Source organism: Pseudomonas fluorescens, from assembly GCF_902497745.1.
Taxonomy (GTDB): domain Bacteria; phylum Pseudomonadota; class Gammaproteobacteria; order Pseudomonadales; family Pseudomonadaceae; genus Aquipseudomonas; species Aquipseudomonas fluorescens_BM.
The window spans coordinates 69,798-85,643 of record NZ_CABVHJ010000022.1 but is presented as its reverse complement, the minus strand read 5'-3'; the positions used below and the strand labels follow the sequence as shown (position 1 = coordinate 85,643).

The following is a 15,846-nucleotide window of genomic DNA, read 5'->3' as shown; positions in this document are numbered from 1 at the left end:
TGGGCGGATACTGCCTAACCTTATGAGACATCTGCCCGTTTCGCCGACAGAACCATGACCGAACTCGTGCTTACGCTTGTCAGTGCTGCGCTGCTCAACAACTTCGTGTTGCACTGGCCGCTGGGCGTCGATCCGCTCTTGGCAGGCAATCGTCGTCAAGTGCACGCGCTGGGGTCAGCGACGCTTTGCATGATGCTGGTCGTCGGTGTGGTCGGTTACGTGATCTGGCATGGGTTGCTGGTGCCGCTTCACCTTGAAGCCCTGCGGTTGTTCGTGTTTCTGCCGTTGAGCGTTTTGCTGATCGCGCCACTGCTGAAACTGTTGGCGCGCGGGTTGCCGAATCTGCCCTTCGACGGTTTGTGGCCTTTGTTACTCGGTAACGCCGGTGTTCTCGGGCTGACGCTGATCAACGCGCAAAACGATCGCGGTCTGCTGCAGGCGACAGCGCTGAGCCTCGGTGCCGGGCTGGGCTTCTGGCTGGTGCTGAGCCTGTTCAGCGATTTACGCGAACGCACGGCCGACAACGATATTCCCCTGCCCTTTCGCGGCTTGCCGATCGACCTGATCAGCGCCGGTTTGATCGCAGTGATTTTTCTCGGATTCAGTGGACTGATCAAAACATGAGTCTGATTCAACGCATCGATGCCCTCCTGCCGCAGACCCAATGCGGAAAGTGCGGCCATCCCGGATGCAAGCCCTATGCACAAGGCATCGCCGAGGGCGAGCCGATCAACAAGTGCCCGCCGGGCGGTGACGAAACCATCTCCGCACTGGCTGAACTGCTGAAAGTGCCGGTGCTGGAACTGGACATCAGTCGCGGTTCGGCGCCGCCGCAAGTGGCATACATCCGCGAAGCCGAGTGCATTGGCTGCACCAAGTGCATCCAGGCCTGCCCGATCGACGCGATTGTCGGCGCGGCGAAACTGATGCACACCGTGATCATCGATGAATGCACCGGTTGTGACCTGTGTGTCGCGCCGTGCCCGGTGGATTGCATTGAAATGCACCCGCTGCCGCTCGGCACATTGCCGGTGGTCGGCGGCCTGGCTTTTAGTCTCGAAGAGCAACGCGCCCGCGCTGCCAAACGTGATCATGCACGTCAACGCTTCGAACGACGCAATCAGCGTCTGCAACGCGAAGAACAGCAGAAACAGGCGGAGCGAGAAGCGCGGGTGAAACGGGCGGCGCAACCTGAAGTGGTCGCAACCGATCCGGTCCAGGCAGCGCTGGAGCGGGTGCGCGCGCAGAAAGCGGCGACTGTGGATGCGGCTCTGAAGAAAGCCAAGATCGATGTGGCGATGAGCCGTGCGCAATTGCACAAATCATTGAAAGCCTTCGGCCATCCGCCGACATTCGAGCAGCAGACGCAACTGATCGTGTTGCAGCAGCAGTTCGAAGCGGCAGAACTGGCCTTGGCGAAACTTGAAAGCAGTGCAACGCCAGCGCCCACAGTGCCCGCCCCCGCCAAAGACGCCGATCTGAAACGGGCGAAGATCCAGTTGGCCATGCGCCGCGCCGAACTGAAAAAAGCACAAAGCGCCGAAGCGGCGCCCGAACAGATCGCCGCGCTGGAACAAGCGTTGCGCGACGCAGAGCAGGCCCTGCACGCTGCCGAAGCCACCAGCGATCAGCCATTGCCTGACTTGGTGCGGGTCGAAAAGCGCCCGATCGACAGCCAGCTTCGCCAGTTGAAAACCGAATTGGCCTACGCCCGCGCGGACCTCAATAAACTCGAACGGCGCGCCGGTACCCCCACTGAAATGCTCGACAAGGCCCGCGCCCGCCTGCAAGACGCCGAGCGCCAGGTGCAAGACCATGTCGCCCCTTGAAACGCCGGACAGTCGCCTGCAACAGGCGATGAAGCTGGTATTGCTGGCGACGTTGCCGGGGCTGTTGGCGTTGTTCTGGTTTTACGGTTGGGGCGTGTTGATCAATCTGCTGCTGGCGATCGTCACTGCGCTGATGGTCGAGGCGGCGGTCCTTCGCCTGCGTCGACAACCTTTGCAACCGACATTGAGCGACGGCAGTGCGCTGGTCAGCGCGACGTTGCTGGCTGCCGCCCTGCCGCCCTACTGCCCCTGGTGGCTGACGGTGACGGCCATTGCTTCAGGCTTGCTGTTCGGCAAGCACGTGTACGGCGGCGTCGGAAAAAATCCGTTCAACCCGGCAATGCTCGGCTTCGCCCTGGCCATGGTGATGTTCCCGCAGCCGATGACCCATTGGCCGGCCCACGGCCTGGATCTGACAGCAACGTTTCAACAGGTATTTGGCGCTGGTCAGGCGCCGGACGCCTGGGCACAGGCCACCGTACTAGACAGCCTGCGCATCAACAAAAGCCTGACCATGGACGAGTTGTTCGCCAGCGACCCGGCCTTCGGCCGCTTTGGCGGACACGGTGTGGAGTGGGTGAATCTGGCGTTTCTTGCCGGCGGGCTGTTTTTGCTGCAACGCCAGGTCTTTGCCTGGCACGCTCCAGTGGGCATGCTTGCCAGCCTGCTTGTCGTCAGCCTGCTGTGCTGGAATGGTTCAGGGTCGAACTCGCATGGATCGCCGCTGTTTCATCTGCTCAGCGGCGCAACAATGCTCGGCGCGTTCTTCATCATCACTGAACCGGTCTCCGGCGCGAAAACCGCGCTCGCCCGTCTGCTGTTCGGTGTCGGCGTCGGGCTGCTGACTTATTTGATTCGCACCTGGGGCGGATACCCGGATGGCGTGGCGTTTGCGGTGCTGCTGATGAACCTTTGCGTGCCGGCGCTGGAGCGATTTGCCGCTGGCCGCCAGTCACAGGTGAATCCATGAACCGCACGGGCAGCGCGCTAATCGTGTTGATGTTGGTGCTCATCGGCATCGGTGCGACCTACGTCTTACAGCGCATTAACGCACCGCAGATAGCCGCCGAACAGCGCTTGATCGAAAGCCGCAAACTGCTCGACCTGCTCCCGCTCGAGGCCTACGACAATCAACCGCTGGAACAGCCTTTGGCCTTGGCAGACACAGCCTTGAACCACAGCACCTTGACCGGCGGTTATCGCGTGACCCGAGGCGGCCAGACCGTAGCGATTCTGCTGCGTAGCCAGACCCGGGGTTATGCGGGTGCCATCGAACTGTTGATTGCAATCGATGCCAACGGCAAATTGCTGGGCGTCAAAACTCTCCAACAAACCGAAACGCCAGCACTCGGCGGGCATCTGGGAGACTGGCCGAACGCCTGGCTGCAGACGTTTATCGGCAAATTGAGCAATGATCCGAGCGATGCAGGCTGGGCGTTGAAAAAGGATCAAGGCCAATTTGATCAGATGGCCGGTGCGACCATCACCTCTCGCGCCGCCATCAGCACGATCCACGATGCGCTGCGCTACTTCGATGCTCATCGGGCGGCACTGCTGGGGAGCGGAACATGAACCGCTCGGCAACCCTTTCGAATGCTTTGATGCTGACACTGCTGCTTGGCACCAGCGACTCCTTGGCAGGCGCACTGGGAACATTGTTGATGTTCGCCACAGTGGTGGGTCTGTATGGCCTGTGCATGCCGGCTTTGCGATCGAGGCTCAGTGGTACAAGCGCATTACTGGCCAGCCTGTTGCTCGCCGCGACTTTCACCAGTTGCGCAGATCTTCTGGCACAGCGTTGGTTTCTGCCCTGGCAGCTAGCATTCGGCCTGTATGCCGGCCTGATCGCCTTGCAATGCGTGGTTCTGGAACACAATGGTTTCTGGCATCAATCACTGGCCGAACGCTTCAAACTCTGCGCGACGTTCGGTGGACTCATGCTGGTACTTGCAGGGCTGCGTGAACTCACCGGCCACGGTAGTCTCGGCCGGGGGCTGTCCGAATCCTGGCCAGGTCTTGTTCTGTTTAGCGAAGGGCTGCACCTGATCACCTTGATCCCCGGTGCTTTTATTCTGTTGGCGCTGCTGCTGGCGGCGCGCCAGGCGTTGATTCGCCCGAACTCAATTTCCAAGGAAAACCATCGTCCATGAATGCTGCAAAACGTCTGGAGATTTTCCGTCGCCTGCACGAAGACAATCCGGAGCCAAAGACCGAACTGGCCTACTCCTCGCCGTTCGAGCTGTTGATCGCCGTGATTCTTTCGGCGCAGTCGACTGACGTAGGCGTCAACAAGGCCACGGCGAAGCTGTTCCCGGTTGCCAATACGCCGGCAGCGATCCACGCGTTGGGTATCGAAGGTCTATCCGAATACATCAAGACGATCGGTCTCTACAACAGCAAGGCCAGGAACGTCATCGAAACCTGCCGTTTGCTGGTTGAACGCCATGGCAGCGAGGTCCCGCAAACCCGTGAAGAACTCGAAGCCTTGCCGGGAGTGGGCCGCAAGACCGCCAACGTCGTACTCAACACGGCTTTCCGGCAACTGACCATGGCCGTCGACACCCACATCTTCCGGGTCAGCAACCGCACCGGCATTGCACCGGGTAAAAATGTGGTTGAAGTGGAAAAGAAGCTGATGAAGTTTGTGCCCAAGGAATTCCTGCTCGACTCTCATCACTGGCTGATTCTTCACGGTCGCTATGTGTGTCTGGCCCGCAAGCCGCGTTGTGGCAGTTGCCGGATCGAGGACTTGTGCGAGTACAAAGACAAAACCTCGGACGATTGACCGGCTATTGGAATAATTGATAAATCGATTGAAAAAATCTTTTTTACCCGCCGCAGGAATATCGATATAAGGAGCGCCAAAGGCATTCTTAGCCGGGAGTCAGCTTATGAGTAGCGACAAAGAGCCACTGGATGTAGATGACGATATCGCTGCAGAAACTGATGACGCCGAACCTGTGGTCGAGGTCGCCAAGACCAACCTGAGCAAGCGCCGCACCATCGATAACCTGCTCGAGGAGCGCCGACTGCAAAAGCAATTGGCCGAATACGATTTTGATGACTGATATTTGAAAGCCTCCTGAACCGGAGGCTTTTTACTTTCTGCAGCTAGCTGGATTCGATCGGCCCATGACCCTGTCAGCTACTACAGGCATTCAGACCAGACCATTGCGTTGCGCCAACTCGATAAGGTCAACCAGGGAGCGTGCATTAAGCTTCAACAACAAGCGTGTCTTGTAGGTGCTCACGGTCTTGTTGCTCAAAAACATGCCATCGGCGATTTCCTTGTTGGTCTTTCCCCGTGCCAACTGCTGCAACACCATCATTTCCCGACCGGACAGCCGATCTACCATGTCGGCCTCACTGGCATTGCCCAAACTGGTTCGCACCGTATGCAAAGCCTGATTGGGGAAATAACTGTAGCCTGACAATACCGCCTTGATCGCACTGAGCAATTCGGTCAGGTCTTGCTGTTTACAGACATAGCCGGCAGCCCCCGACTGCATGCAGCGCATTGAAAAATGCCCGGGGGCCTGTGAAGTCAATACCAGGACTTTAATAGGCATGGCCGTCGAAGTCAGGCGCGCAATAACTTCCAGACCATCAAGTTTCGGTATTCCAATATCCAGAATAACAATATCCGGCATTTGTTCTCGAGCCAGTTGTAACGCATCCACACCGTTATCAGTCTCTGCGATGACTTCGTAGCCATGACGCTCCATTAGCATACGCACCGCAAGACGAATGACAGGGTGATCATCCACGATCAGCACTTTATTCATGGGCAAGTCCAGTTTCGCTGTTCGAATTTTTAGAACACGCACAATAGCCCAGCCACTTGCTCTATGGCATGCCGGGATAATCATGCACTTGCATCGAAAGACATGCCCTACAGTCATTGCGGACTTATCCTACAAAAAATCGCTACCGCTCTAAAAATCCGACGTCATCGCCTCCTTCGCACTTGGCAATATCTGTCCATTTACATTGTTACAGGTTACTTCCAGCAGAACTGAAATCGGAGCTCGTCGCTGCGTTCGATAACACCTGAGCCGCGCTGAACAGCCTCGACCCGACGGACGCAAGCGACACTGATTCAAATTAGAAACATCAAGCAATATCAGCTCGAGAGCAACACGCCCTTCAAGCCAGAATATAAACACCTGAAACAAGATATTTATACCTGCTCCATTGTTTTTGCTATAAAAATAAACATCTCGGAAAACAACTACCAAACAACAACTCACACCTACCAATACATCAACTATGAGAAAGACCAGACAGAAGAGCCAAAGCATGTTGAAAATAAAAAGCAGAATTACCAATCCAATGACAGTCATTGCCATATTTGCCGCCATTTCGGAAACATCAGCCGCGGTCTCATTACCGTTTCTTGATAACAAGGACCGGGAAATATACGTGTGGTTTTTGATCAGCTTTCCGTTTTACTTGTTATTTCTTTTCTTTATCACACTAAACTTCAACTACCGCTCCCTCTACTCACCCTCCGACTTCGGCAAGGACAAAAACTTTCTAAAAGTAATCGATAACAATGATCGCGAAAACAAACGACACGCCTCGCCCCAGGAGCCTGCCATGCAAGGTGCATTTGGACTATCAAGTTGTATCGTGCCAAGTGAGTCAGGCACTGTCGAACGGCAAGACTCGTGCAAAATCCACAACGCACCTGACCCACCGTCGGACATCAACACAAAGCCGAACCTGATTGTTCAGCACAACATTCAGTTACCTGCATGGGTCTGTAACCTGCACCTCATTGATGCGAGGGATGTCGATGAAGCGAGGGAGTTGGCCACGATTCTGGAAAAAATCCGAAACCTCGACAGGAAAACTGCCAGGGTAGTCGTTTTCCTTTCCAATCACGTGTCGGATGTTTTACTGACGAAAAACGCACTGCAGCAAAGCAAGCAGGTAAAAAAGGGCTCAGGCAAGACGCTCTGTATCGTCTATAACCTGTGTTCACAAGCAGTGACGCTGATGGCACGGACATGAACGATGAGTCTTGGCGACAAGCGCGAAGGCCAGAAACATGGATTGATCAGATCCAGACAAAGAATCATGCAAAAAGGGCGACCTTGTCTCGATGACAAGGCCGCCCTTTTCATTGCGCGTCAGTCTGTAACACTTAGAACAGCTTGCGGCCCTTGTTGGCAGCAATGCGCATGCGCAGCGCGTTGAGCTTGATGAAGCCCGCCGCATCGGCCTGGTTGTAAGCACCGCCGTCTTCTTCGAAGGTCGCGATGTTGGAATCGAACAGCGAATCGTCGGACTTGCGGCCAGTGACGATCACGTTGCCTTTGTACAACTTCAGGCGCACAACGCCGTTCACGTTGACCTGCGAAGCGTCGATCATTTGCTGCAGCATCAGACGCTCAGGGCTCCACCAGTAACCGGTGTAGATCAGGCTGGCGTATTTCGGCATCAGCTCGTCTTTGAGGTGAGCGACTTCGCGGTCCAGGGTGATCGATTCGATGGCGCGGTGAGCGCGCAGCATGATGGTACCGCCCGGGGTTTCGTAGCAACCACGGGACTTCATGCCGACGTAACGGTTCTCGACGATGTCGAGACGGCCGATACCGTGGGCACCACCGATTTTGTTCAGCGTCGCCAGCACGGTGGCCGGAGTCATTTCGACGCCGTCCAGTGCAACGATGTCGCCGTTGCGGTAGGTCAGTTCCAGGTATTGCGCTTTATCAGGAGCGTTCTCCGGGGAGACGGTCCATTTCCACATGTCTTCTTCGTGCTCGGTCCAGGTGTCTTCCAGCACGCCGCCTTCATAGGAGATGTGCAGCAGGTTGGCGTCCATCGAGTACGGGGACTTCTTCTTGCCGTGACGCTCGATCGGGATCGCGTGCTTCTCGGCGTAGTCCATCAGCTTCTCGCGGGACAGCAGATCCCACTCGCGCCAAGGGGCAATCACTTTTACACCTGGCTTGAGTGCGTAGGCACCCAGTTCGAAGCGCACCTGGTCGTTGCCCTTGCCGGTGGCGCCATGGGAAATGGCGTCAGCGCCGGTTTCGTTGGCGATTTCGATCAGACGTTTGGCGATCAGCGGACGTGCGATGGAAGTACCCAGCAGGTACTCGCCTTCGTAAACGGTGTTGGCGCGGAACATCGGGAACACGAAATCACGCACGAACTCTTCGCGCAGATCGTCGATGTAGATTTCTTTGACGCCCATGGCCTGAGCCTTGGCGCGGGCCGGCTCGACCTCTTCGCCTTGACCGAGATCAGCGGTGAAGGTCACCACTTCACAGTTATAAGTATCCTGCAGCCACTTGAGGATCACCGAAGTGTCCAGGCCGCCGGAATACGCCAGAACGACCTTGTTTACGTCCGCCATGCCATCACTCCACGGGGTTCTACGGAAAGCCGAGGAGTCTACCGCTCAAACGCGATAATTTACAGAGGCGCGACAGCTTAAGACGACAAAGCGACAGAATCTGTCGAGAGCGCGACGATGACCGGCGGGTCAGGAAGTCGCTGCAGTGCTGGCGGGCGTGCTCGCTTGAGGCGCAGGTGCGGGGCTGACCGGCGCCACGCGCGCCAGTTTTACATTGACCCTACGGTTCTTCGCGCGATTGGCTGCATTGGTGTTCGGCACAATGGGATATTGCTCGCCGTGGAAACGCACGGTGATCTGCGATTCCTGAATACCATTGGCCTTGAAGAAGTCGACGACCGCCAGCGCGCGGCGGCGCGACAGTTCGCGGTTGGTCAGGCGATTGCCGCTGTTATCGGAATGGCCGTCGAGCTCGATGTGATTGACCGTCGGATCGGCCTTCATGAATTCGAGCATTACTTGCAGCCTGGCCTTGGCGGCGGCGTCCAGGTCAACGCCCTCGCCGGGGAAGCCGATCTGCGACTGTTTGATCTGGTCAAAATTCTGCGGCAGCAATTTCGCCACACACGTCTGGTAATCGTTGAAGGCTTTGCTGAATTTGACCGGCAACAAGCGAACTTCCGAGACGCGGCCATCGCCCGAGGCACGGCGTACAACCGGGCTACGGCCGTCCAGCAGGCCACTGATCAGACCACCGGCCTGAGACTGCGAGCTGTTGAACAACACGTTGCCGCTGCCGAGCCTGACGCTGCCCAGGTTGATGTCGCCACGGCCCGGCTGCCAAGGCGCCGCCGCCGCGAGCAAGGTCGCTGAACCGCCGCCAAGCATGGCGTTGTAGGCATTCAGACGAAATATCGCCTGCTCACCGGCCTTGCGCACGAACTCACCCGAGCCGAAATCAGTGATCGGCTGGGTCAGACGACATTCGAACTTGTCCCCGGCGACCGTCCACTCAATGTTCTCCAGACGGGTCTGGTACGTGAGCGCCATCGCGGGAAGGCTGGCAAACACACTGAGCAAGGCTAAATAACGCTGGCGCACGGGAGGCTCCATTGGCTTCTGAAACACAAAGACCGATTCACACTATGTTTACGGCATACCTACGGGATATCGGAAGGTTCCGGCAAAACTTGATAGCGAGTGCCTGCAAGAGTCTTTTCCGGTAGCATTCGCCTCAGTTTGACCCGCCTGGAATCCCCTCATGTCCGACCGCCTGACCCTGCTGCGTCCCGACGACTGGCACATTCATCTTCGCGATGGTGCCGTGTTGACCAATACCGTTGCCGATGTTGCGCGCACCTTTGGCCGCGCCATCATCATGCCCAACCTGGTACCTCCGGTGCGCAACGCCGCTGAAGCCGACGGCTATCGCCAGCGGATTCTTGCTGCCCGCCCGGCCGGCAGTCGCTTCGAGCCGCTGATGGTGCTGTACCTCACCGACCGCACCCAGCCCGAAGAAATTCGTGAGGCCAAGGCCAGCGGTTTTGTGCACGCCGCCAAGCTGTACCCGGCTGGCGCGACCACCAACTCCGACTCCGGGGTAACCAGCATCGACAAGATTTTCCCGGCGCTGGAAGCCATGGCCGAAGTCGGCATGCCGCTGCTGATCCACGGTGAAGTCACCCGTGGCGACGTCGATGTGTTCGACCGCGAAAAGATCTTTATCGATGAGCACATGCGCCGTGTGGTCGAGCGTTTCCCGACACTGAAAGTGGTGTTTGAACACATCACCACCGGCGACGCTGTGCAGTTCGTCAATGAGGCTCCGGCCAACGTTGGCGCGACCATCACCGCGCACCACCTGCTCTACAACCGCAACCACATGCTGGTCGGCGGGATTCGGCCGCATTTCTATTGCCTGCCGATCCTCAAGCGCAACACGCATCAGGAAGCCCTGCTCGACGCCGCCACCAGTGGCAGCGCGAAGTTCTTCCTCGGCACCGACTCGGCGCCGCACGCCCAGCACGCCAAGGAAGCCGCCTGCGGTTGCGCCGGTTGCTACACCGCGTACGCCGCCATCGAGATGTACGCCGAAGCCTTCGAACAGCGTAACGCGCTGGACAAGCTCGAAGCCTTCGCCAGCCTCAACGGCCCGCGTTTCTACGGCCTGCCGGTGAACACCGATCGCATCACCCTGGTTCGTGAAGAATGGACCGCCCCGACCAGCCTGCCGTTTGGCGAGCTGACCGTTATCCCGCTGCGCGCCGGTGAAAAACTGCGCTGGCGCCTGCTGGAGGAACACGCGTGAGTGAAGACCATTTCGACGACGAACTGGACGGTCAAAGTGGTGGTGGCGGTTCCCGTCACCCAATGGCAGCACGCTTTCGCGGCTACCTGCCGGTAGTCGTCGACGTAGAAACCGGTGGCTTCAACTCGGCCACCGATGCGTTGCTGGAGATTGCCGCGACCACCATCGCCATGGATGAAAAGGGTTTTGTTTACCCCGATCACACCTACTTCTTCCGCGTTGAGCCGTTCGAAGGCGCCAACATCGAAGCAGCGGCTCTGGAGTTCACCGGGATCAAGCTCGATCACCCGCTGCGCATGGCGGTCAGCGAAGAAACCGCACTGACCGACATCTTCCGTGGCATTCGCAAAGCGTTGAAGGCCAATGGCTGCAAACGCGCGATTCTGGTTGGCCACAACAGCAGCTTCGATCTTGGCTTCCTCAACGCGGCCGTTGCGCGTCTGGACATGAAACGCAACCCGTTCCACCCGTTCTCCAGCTTCGACACCGCGACGCTGGCTGGTCTGGCCTACGGTCAAACCGTGCTGGCTAAAGCCTGCCAGGCTGCCGACATCGATTTCGACGGCCGTGAGGCGCACTCGGCGCGTTACGACACCGAGAAAACCGCTGAGCTGTTCTGTGGCATCGTCAACCGCTGGAAACAGATGGGCGGCTGGGAAGATTTCGACGACTGATCGATGGTCGTCGGGTAAATCCCGCGCATAAAAAACCGGCCACGTGGGCCGGTTTTTTTGTACCTCGACATTGCGCCTTACAGGGCAGCAGCGTTCTCGGTCAGGTATGCAGCAACGCCTTCTGGCGAAGCGTTCATGCCTTTGTCGCCTTTTTTCCAGTTGGCAGGGCAGACTTCACCGTGCTCTTCGTGGAATTGCAGAGCGTCGACCAGACGGATCAGCTCTTCCATGTTACGGCCCAGCGGCAGGTCGTTGATGATCTGCGAGCGGACAACGCCTTTGTCGTCGATCAGGAACGCGCCACGGAACGCTACGCCACCTTCCGACTCAACGTCGTAGGCTTTAGCGATGTCGTGCTTCATGTCGGCAGCCATGGTGTATTTCACCTGGCCGATGCCGCCATTGTTCACTGGAGTGTTGCGCCATGCGTTGTGAGTGAAGTGCGAGTCGATCGACACAGCGATCACTTCAACGTTGCGTGCCTTGAAGTCAGCCATGCGGTTGTCCAGAGCGATCAGCTCGGACGGGCAGACGAAGGTGAAGTCCAGTGGGTAGAAGAACACCAGGCCGTATTTGCCTTTGATGGCCGAGGACAGGGTGAAGCTGTCAACGATCTCGCCATTGCCGAGTACGGCCGGGACGGTGAAGTCAGGGGCTTGTTTGCCTACGAGTACGCTCATTGATATCTCCTGGTGTAAAAACTTGAAGTTCAGGGTTCGCGCCAGCCTGCCACCCTCAGGCGACAGCCCTGTGACACGAACCCCCTTCGCAAGGGCCGACCATCATACACTGCGAATTTGGCCTGTCCTTAACGGTTTTTTAAAGCAGGCGCAGAACGGCGCTGCATTTACGGGGCCAGGCAAATCGCCAGTAAATACCGTTCGTCAGTCATGGCTGTTAATCGGCTGAAGCGTTCCGAAAGCACTTTGACAATCATTCTCGTTAACATTAAGATCCATCGCAATTGAGTCACAACCAGCGACGGTTCTCACTTATGTATGTTTGTCTCTGCACTGGCGTCACCGACGGACAGATCCGCGAAGCGATCTATGAAGGTTGCTGCAGCTATAAAGAAGTTCGCCAGGCCACCGGCGTCGCCAGCCAATGCGGCAAATGTGCCTGCCTTGCCAAGGAAGTCGTTCGCGAAACCCTGACCAAGCTGCAAACCGCCCAGGCCGCGATCCCCTATCCGGTAGAATTTACTGCCGCGTAATAACACCACATTTCAAAGAACCGGACTTATGTCCGGTTTTTTTATGCCTGTAAATCAATTGCTTAGGCTACAGACGCGGAACACAAACATTCTTATTCCGATTAATTTTCATATATTATTCAATAACTTAGGTTTGACACTTATAAGTACGAAGCTCAAACTCTGCCGTATATACAGCTAATACAGGGCAGGACTCCGATCATGAAAGGCGACATTACAGTCATCCAGCATCTCAACAAGATCCTTGCCAATGAGCTGGTCGCGATCAATCAGTATTTCCTGCATGCGCGCATGTATGAAGATTGGGGTCTGAACAAGCTCGGCAAGCACGAATACAAAGAATCCATCGACGAGATGAAGCACGCGGACAAGCTGATCAAGCGCATCCTGTTCCTCGAGGGCCTGCCGAACGTGCAGGATCTGGGCAAGCTGCACATCGGCGAGCACACCAAGGAAATGCTGGAGTGCGACCTGCGTATCGAGAAGACCGGTCACGCTGACCTGAAGACCGCGATCGCGCATTGCGAGACCGTCGGTGACTTCGGTAGCCGTGAACTGCTTGAAGACATTCTCGAATCCGAAGAAGAACATATCGACTGGCTGGAAACCCAACTGGGCCTGATCGATAAAGTCGGTCTTGAGAACTATCTGCAATCGCAGATGGGCGAAGAGTAGGATCTGCCGAAGGCTGCGATCTTTTCAGATTGCACCGGCAACTTGCAGTAACGTTTCGAACGCACTAAAAAGCCCCGCCCTCTTTCGAGTGGCGGGGCTTTTTATTGGCTGAAGATCAGAAGATCGCAGCCTCGTTTCACTCGACAGCTCCTACACCAGCAGCTATCGCATGAAACCTGGCTGATCAGGCTTCGGACTTGTTCGCCGCTGCAGCTTCAACAGCCGACTTGATGGTGCTTTGCAGCGAACCGTCTGCAGCCATCTCGGTCATGATGTCGCTACCGCCGACCAGCTCACCGCCGACCCACAGTTGCGGGAAAGTCGGCCAGTTGGCGTATTTAGGCAGGTTGGCGCGGATTTCCGGGTTCTGCAGGATGTCCACGTACGCAAACTTTTCGCCGCAAGCCATGACAGCCTGCGCAGCTTTCGCGGAGAAGCCACACTGCGGGGCATTCGGCGAGCCTTTCATGTAAAGCAGAATGGTGTTGTTGGCAATCTGCTCTTTAATCGTTTCGATGATATCCATGGAGCACCTCGGCTGAACTTTCCGACTCATGGGTCGGCACGGTGACGCATTGTAACGGAATCCCGAGCGCCATGCTCGGTCTCCCCGACAGTCATGCTCAAGCCGCCGCCACCGTCACCGGCACGCCATTCAACACCGCATTGCCGGACAACTCGTCGAGCTGACATTCATCAGTCAGGTCGTTCGCGCTCGAGCCCGGCTGACTACTGGCAATCGCCATCTGCACGCCTGGCCTTGCATGACCCCAGCCATGCGGCAGGCTGACCACACCTTTCATCATGTCGAGGCTGCCAAGCACTTCGACTTCGATTTGCCCAACCCGCGAACTGACGCGCACCCATTGACCATCGTGGAGCCCACGGCTGGCGAGATCGTCCGGATGCATCAGTAACTGATGACGTGGCTTGCCCTTCACCAGACGGTGATAGTTGTGCATCCACGAATTGTTGCTGCGTACGTGGCGACGGCCAATCATCAACAGTTCATCTGCAGCGGGTGCCTGCAACGCGGCAAAACGTGCGAGGTCGGCGAGGATCTCTGGCGGCGCGGCCTGCACACGCTGGTTCGGTGTTTTCAGGCGCGAGGCCAGATTCGCTTTCAGCGCACCCAGATCGATCCCGTGGGGATGATCGAACAGCGTCGCCACCGAGAGTTTCTGCTCAGAGGCATCACCGTACAGGCCCATGCGCAGCCCCATGTCGATCATCTTCGATGGCGGCATGGTCGGCTTCAGCTCTTTACCGGTCTTCTCGGCAAAGGCCTTGGCCAGGCCAACAAAAATCTCCCAGTCATGCAGCGCGCCTTCGGGCTTGGCGAGAATTGCACGATTGAAGCGAGTCACGTTACGTACCGCGAACAGATTGAAGGTGGTGTCGTAGTGATCATTCTCCAGCGCCGAGGTCGACGGCAGGATCAAGTCGGCGTAGCGCGTGGTTTCGTTGATATACAGGTCGATGCTGACCATGAACTCCAGGCCGTCCAGCGCTTGCTCCAGTTGCCGCCCGTTCGGCGTCGACAACACCGGATTGCCGGCCACAGTGATCAGCGCACGGATCTGACCCTCGCCTTCGGTGAGCATTTCTTCGGCCAGCGCCGAGACCGGCAACTCTCCGCCGTATTCAGGACGACCCGAGACACGGCTTTGCCATTTGTTGAAATGCCCGCCCGAGGTCGATGCCACCAAGTCCACTGCGGGCTCGGTGCACAACGCGCCACCTACCCGGTCGAGATTGCCGCTGACCAGGTTGATCAACTGCACCACCCAGTGGCACAGCGTGCCAAAGGCCTGGGTTGAAACCCCCATGCGGCCGTAGCAAACCGCACTCGGTGCGGCAGCGAAGTCGCGGGCCAGTTGACGGATCTGTCCGGCAGGCACGGCACACAACGGGCTCATGGCCTCAGCGGTGAATGACGCTACCGCCCCGCGCACCTCCTCCAGCCCATCGACCGGCAAGTGACTGTCACGGGTCAGGCCTTCACTGAAGAGCGTATTAAGCACACCAAACAACAACGCGGCATCCCCCCCCGGACGCACGAACAGATGCTGATCAGCCATCGCCGCCGTCTCACTGCGTCGTGGATCAACCACAACGACTTTACCGCCGCGCGCCTGGATTGCCTTTAAACGTTTCTCAACATCTGGCACGGTCATAATGCTGCCGTTGGACGCCAGCGGATTACCACCGAGGATCAACATGAAATCGGTGTGATCGATGTCCGGAATCGGCAGCAGCAAGCCATGGCCGTACATCAGGTAACTGCTCAGGTGATGCGGCAACTGATCGACCGAGGTCGCCGAGAAGCGATTGCGCGTCTTCAGCAAACCGAGGAAATAATTGCTATGGGTCATCAGCCCGTAGTTGTGCACGCTCGGATTGCCCTGATAGACCGCCACTGCATTCTGCCCATGACGCTCCTGAATCGCCGCCAGCCGCTCGGCCACCAGCGCAAAGGCCTCGTCCCACTCGATCGGCAGCCATTCGCTGCCAACCCGGCGCATCGGCTGGCGCAGGCGATCCGGATCGTTCTGGATATCTTGCAGCGCCACCGCCTTGGGGCAGATATGGCCACGACTGAAGGTGTCCAGCGCATCACCCTTGATCGAGGTGATCGCAACATGGCCATCGGTTTCAGTGGTCTCGATGGTCAGGCCGCAAATGGCTTCACACAGGTGGCAGGCACGGTGATGGAGAGTCTTGGTCATGGCCAGTCTCTGTCTTGTTCTGGGCGGGTAATGACACCCGCGGGAACAAAACTATGGCCCGAGTGAAGAAGCAGCGCCAGCGACGTTCGTCTTGTGAATCGGCGCCTATCA

At 57.4% G+C, this 15,846-nt stretch carries 18 protein-coding genes; 12 read left to right on the top strand and 6 right to left on the bottom strand.

Going from position 1 to position 15,846, the window contains the following annotated elements:
- Positions 1-54: 54 nt before the first annotated feature.
- The 7 genes from F8N44_RS26360 to F8N44_RS31425 all read left to right on the top strand — a co-directional run bounded on the left by F8N44_RS26360 (position 55) and on the right by F8N44_RS31425 (position 4,897).
- The gene (locus tag F8N44_RS26360; RefSeq protein WP_150652365.1) at positions 55-624 is read left to right on the top strand and encodes an electron transport complex protein RnfA; all 570 of its coding nucleotides are present in this window, start codon (positions 55-57) and stop codon (positions 622-624) included.
- Positions 621-1,829, top strand: coding sequence for an electron transport complex subunit RsxB (rsxB, locus tag F8N44_RS26355; RefSeq protein WP_150652364.1), 1,209 nt, complete (start codon positions 621-623; stop codon positions 1,827-1,829). The genes F8N44_RS26360 and rsxB overlap by 4 nt, the downstream gene beginning before the upstream one ends.
- Positions 1,816-2,799 (top strand): RnfABCDGE type electron transport complex subunit D, encoded by a 984-nt coding sequence (locus F8N44_RS26350; protein WP_150652363.1) that lies wholly within the window; start codon positions 1,816-1,818, stop codon positions 2,797-2,799. Before rsxB ends, F8N44_RS26350 begins: the two co-directional genes overlap by 14 nt.
- Positions 2,796-3,401, top strand: a complete 606-nt coding sequence (locus tag F8N44_RS26345) for an RnfABCDGE type electron transport complex subunit G (RefSeq protein WP_150652362.1) — start codon at positions 2,796-2,798, stop codon at positions 3,399-3,401. Before F8N44_RS26350 ends, F8N44_RS26345 begins: the two co-directional genes overlap by 4 nt.
- Positions 3,398-3,979 (top strand): Rnf-Nqr domain containing protein, encoded by a 582-nt coding sequence (locus F8N44_RS26340; RefSeq protein WP_150652361.1) that lies wholly within the window; start codon positions 3,398-3,400, stop codon positions 3,977-3,979. The genes F8N44_RS26345 and F8N44_RS26340 overlap by 4 nt, the downstream gene beginning before the upstream one ends.
- Positions 3,976-4,614, top strand: a complete 639-nt coding sequence (gene nth, locus F8N44_RS26335) for an endonuclease III (RefSeq protein WP_150652360.1) — start codon at positions 3,976-3,978, stop codon at positions 4,612-4,614. Before F8N44_RS26340 ends, nth begins: the two co-directional genes overlap by 4 nt.
- Before the next feature lie 106 nt (positions 4,615-4,720).
- Positions 4,721-4,897: a PA3496 family putative envelope integrity protein gene (locus tag F8N44_RS31425; RefSeq protein ID WP_191630954.1), complete on the top strand. Its 177-nt coding sequence runs from the start codon at positions 4,721-4,723 to the stop codon at positions 4,895-4,897.
- A 90-nt stretch (positions 4,898-4,987) separates the two neighbouring features.
- Here the strand turns inward: F8N44_RS31425 and F8N44_RS26330 are convergent, their stop codons facing one another.
- Positions 4,988-5,614, bottom strand: coding sequence for a response regulator transcription factor (locus tag F8N44_RS26330; protein ID WP_007916656.1), 627 nt, complete (start codon positions 5,612-5,614; stop codon positions 4,988-4,990).
- A gap of 514 nt (positions 5,615-6,128) precedes the next feature.
- Between F8N44_RS26330 and F8N44_RS26325 the strand changes: the two genes are divergently transcribed.
- The gene (locus tag F8N44_RS26325; RefSeq protein WP_150652359.1) at positions 6,129-6,845 is read left to right on the top strand and encodes a hypothetical protein; all 717 of its coding nucleotides are present in this window, start codon (positions 6,129-6,131) and stop codon (positions 6,843-6,845) included.
- 133 nt (positions 6,846-6,978) lie between these two features.
- Here the strand turns inward: F8N44_RS26325 and F8N44_RS26320 are convergent, their stop codons facing one another.
- Entirely contained in the window at positions 6,979-8,196 is a 1,218-nt protein-coding gene (locus F8N44_RS26320; protein ID WP_007916658.1) for an argininosuccinate synthase, read from the bottom strand.
- A gap of 129 nt (positions 8,197-8,325) precedes the next feature.
- Positions 8,326-9,237, bottom strand: a complete 912-nt coding sequence (locus F8N44_RS26315; RefSeq protein ID WP_127929598.1) for a flagellar protein MotY — start codon at positions 9,235-9,237, stop codon at positions 8,326-8,328.
- A 160-nt stretch (positions 9,238-9,397) separates the two neighbouring features.
- Here F8N44_RS26315 and pyrC point away from each other — a divergent pair, with 160 nt between their 5' ends.
- Together pyrC and rnt are read left to right on the top strand one after the other, a co-directional pair.
- Positions 9,398-10,444, top strand: coding sequence for a dihydroorotase (gene pyrC / locus F8N44_RS26310; protein ID WP_150652358.1), 1,047 nt, complete (start codon positions 9,398-9,400; stop codon positions 10,442-10,444).
- A complete protein-coding gene (gene rnt, locus F8N44_RS26305; RefSeq protein ID WP_007916667.1) occupies positions 10,441-11,118 on the top strand; it encodes a ribonuclease T in 678 nt (225 codons plus the stop codon). Before pyrC ends, rnt begins: the two co-directional genes overlap by 4 nt.
- 77 nt (positions 11,119-11,195) lie before the next feature.
- Here the strand turns inward: rnt and F8N44_RS26300 are convergent, their stop codons facing one another.
- Positions 11,196-11,798 carry a peroxiredoxin gene (locus F8N44_RS26300; RefSeq protein WP_003227723.1) on the bottom strand — a complete coding sequence of 201 codons (603 nt, stop codon included), beginning with the start codon at positions 11,796-11,798 and terminating at the stop codon, positions 11,196-11,198.
- 314 nt (positions 11,799-12,112) lie between these two features.
- Between F8N44_RS26300 and F8N44_RS26295 the strand changes: the two genes are divergently transcribed.
- Both F8N44_RS26295 and bfr read left to right on the top strand, forming a co-directional pair.
- The gene (locus tag F8N44_RS26295) at positions 12,113-12,331 is read left to right on the top strand and encodes a bacterioferritin-associated ferredoxin (protein WP_003227725.1); all 219 of its coding nucleotides are present in this window, start codon (positions 12,113-12,115) and stop codon (positions 12,329-12,331) included.
- A gap of 201 nt (positions 12,332-12,532) precedes the next feature.
- The gene (gene bfr, locus F8N44_RS26290) at positions 12,533-13,006 is read left to right on the top strand and encodes a bacterioferritin (RefSeq protein WP_007916671.1); all 474 of its coding nucleotides are present in this window, start codon (positions 12,533-12,535) and stop codon (positions 13,004-13,006) included.
- Positions 13,007-13,190: 184 nt separating this feature from the next.
- On the opposite strand, the gene grxD is transcribed toward bfr, so the two are convergent.
- Positions 13,191-13,532 carry a Grx4 family monothiol glutaredoxin gene (gene grxD / locus F8N44_RS26285; protein WP_008079424.1) on the bottom strand — a complete coding sequence of 114 codons (342 nt, stop codon included), beginning with the start codon at positions 13,530-13,532 and terminating at the stop codon, positions 13,191-13,193.
- A 97-nt stretch (positions 13,533-13,629) separates the two neighbouring features.
- Complete coding sequence (locus tag F8N44_RS26280) at positions 13,630-15,735, bottom strand: molybdopterin oxidoreductase family protein (protein WP_150652357.1); 2,106 nt, start codon at positions 15,733-15,735, stop codon at positions 13,630-13,632.
- Positions 15,736-15,846 lie beyond the last annotated feature (111 nt).

Bases quoted from the DNA above. Each gene is read 5' to 3' on its own strand.
- F8N44_RS26325 (WP_150652359.1), top strand. From the start codon at position 6,129: ATGTTGAAAATAAAAAGCAGAATTACCAATCCAATGACAGTCATTGCC.
- pyrC (WP_150652358.1), top strand. From the start codon at position 9,398: ATGTCCGACCGCCTGACCCTGCTGCGTCCCGACGACTGGCACATTCAT.
- F8N44_RS26360 (WP_150652365.1), top strand. From the start codon at position 55: ATGACCGAACTCGTGCTTACGCTTGTCAGTGCTGCGCTGCTCAACAAC.
- rsxB (WP_150652364.1), top strand. From the start codon at position 621: ATGAGTCTGATTCAACGCATCGATGCCCTCCTGCCGCAGACCCAATGC.
- F8N44_RS26330 (WP_007916656.1), bottom strand. From the start codon at position 5,614: ATGAATAAAGTGCTGATCGTGGATGATCACCCTGTCATTCGTCTTGCG.
- F8N44_RS26345 (WP_150652362.1), top strand. From the start codon at position 2,796: ATGAACCGCACGGGCAGCGCGCTAATCGTGTTGATGTTGGTGCTCATC.
- F8N44_RS31425 (WP_191630954.1), top strand. From the start codon at position 4,721: ATGAGTAGCGACAAAGAGCCACTGGATGTAGATGACGATATCGCTGCA.
- bfr (WP_007916671.1), top strand. From the start codon at position 12,533: ATGAAAGGCGACATTACAGTCATCCAGCATCTCAACAAGATCCTTGCC.
- F8N44_RS26300 (WP_003227723.1), bottom strand. From the start codon at position 11,798: ATGAGCGTACTCGTAGGCAAACAAGCCCCTGACTTCACCGTCCCGGCC.
- grxD (WP_008079424.1), bottom strand. From the start codon at position 13,532: ATGGATATCATCGAAACGATTAAAGAGCAGATTGCCAACAACACCATT.
- F8N44_RS26280 (WP_150652357.1), bottom strand. From the start codon at position 15,735: ATGACCAAGACTCTCCATCACCGTGCCTGCCACCTGTGTGAAGCCATT.
- F8N44_RS26320 (WP_007916658.1), bottom strand. From the start codon at position 8,196: ATGGCGGACGTAAACAAGGTCGTTCTGGCGTATTCCGGCGGCCTGGAC.
- F8N44_RS26350 (WP_150652363.1), top strand. From the start codon at position 1,816: ATGTCGCCCCTTGAAACGCCGGACAGTCGCCTGCAACAGGCGATGAAG.
- F8N44_RS26340 (WP_150652361.1), top strand. From the start codon at position 3,398: ATGAACCGCTCGGCAACCCTTTCGAATGCTTTGATGCTGACACTGCTG.
- nth (WP_150652360.1), top strand. From the start codon at position 3,976: ATGAATGCTGCAAAACGTCTGGAGATTTTCCGTCGCCTGCACGAAGAC.
- F8N44_RS26295 (WP_003227725.1), top strand. From the start codon at position 12,113: ATGTATGTTTGTCTCTGCACTGGCGTCACCGACGGACAGATCCGCGAA.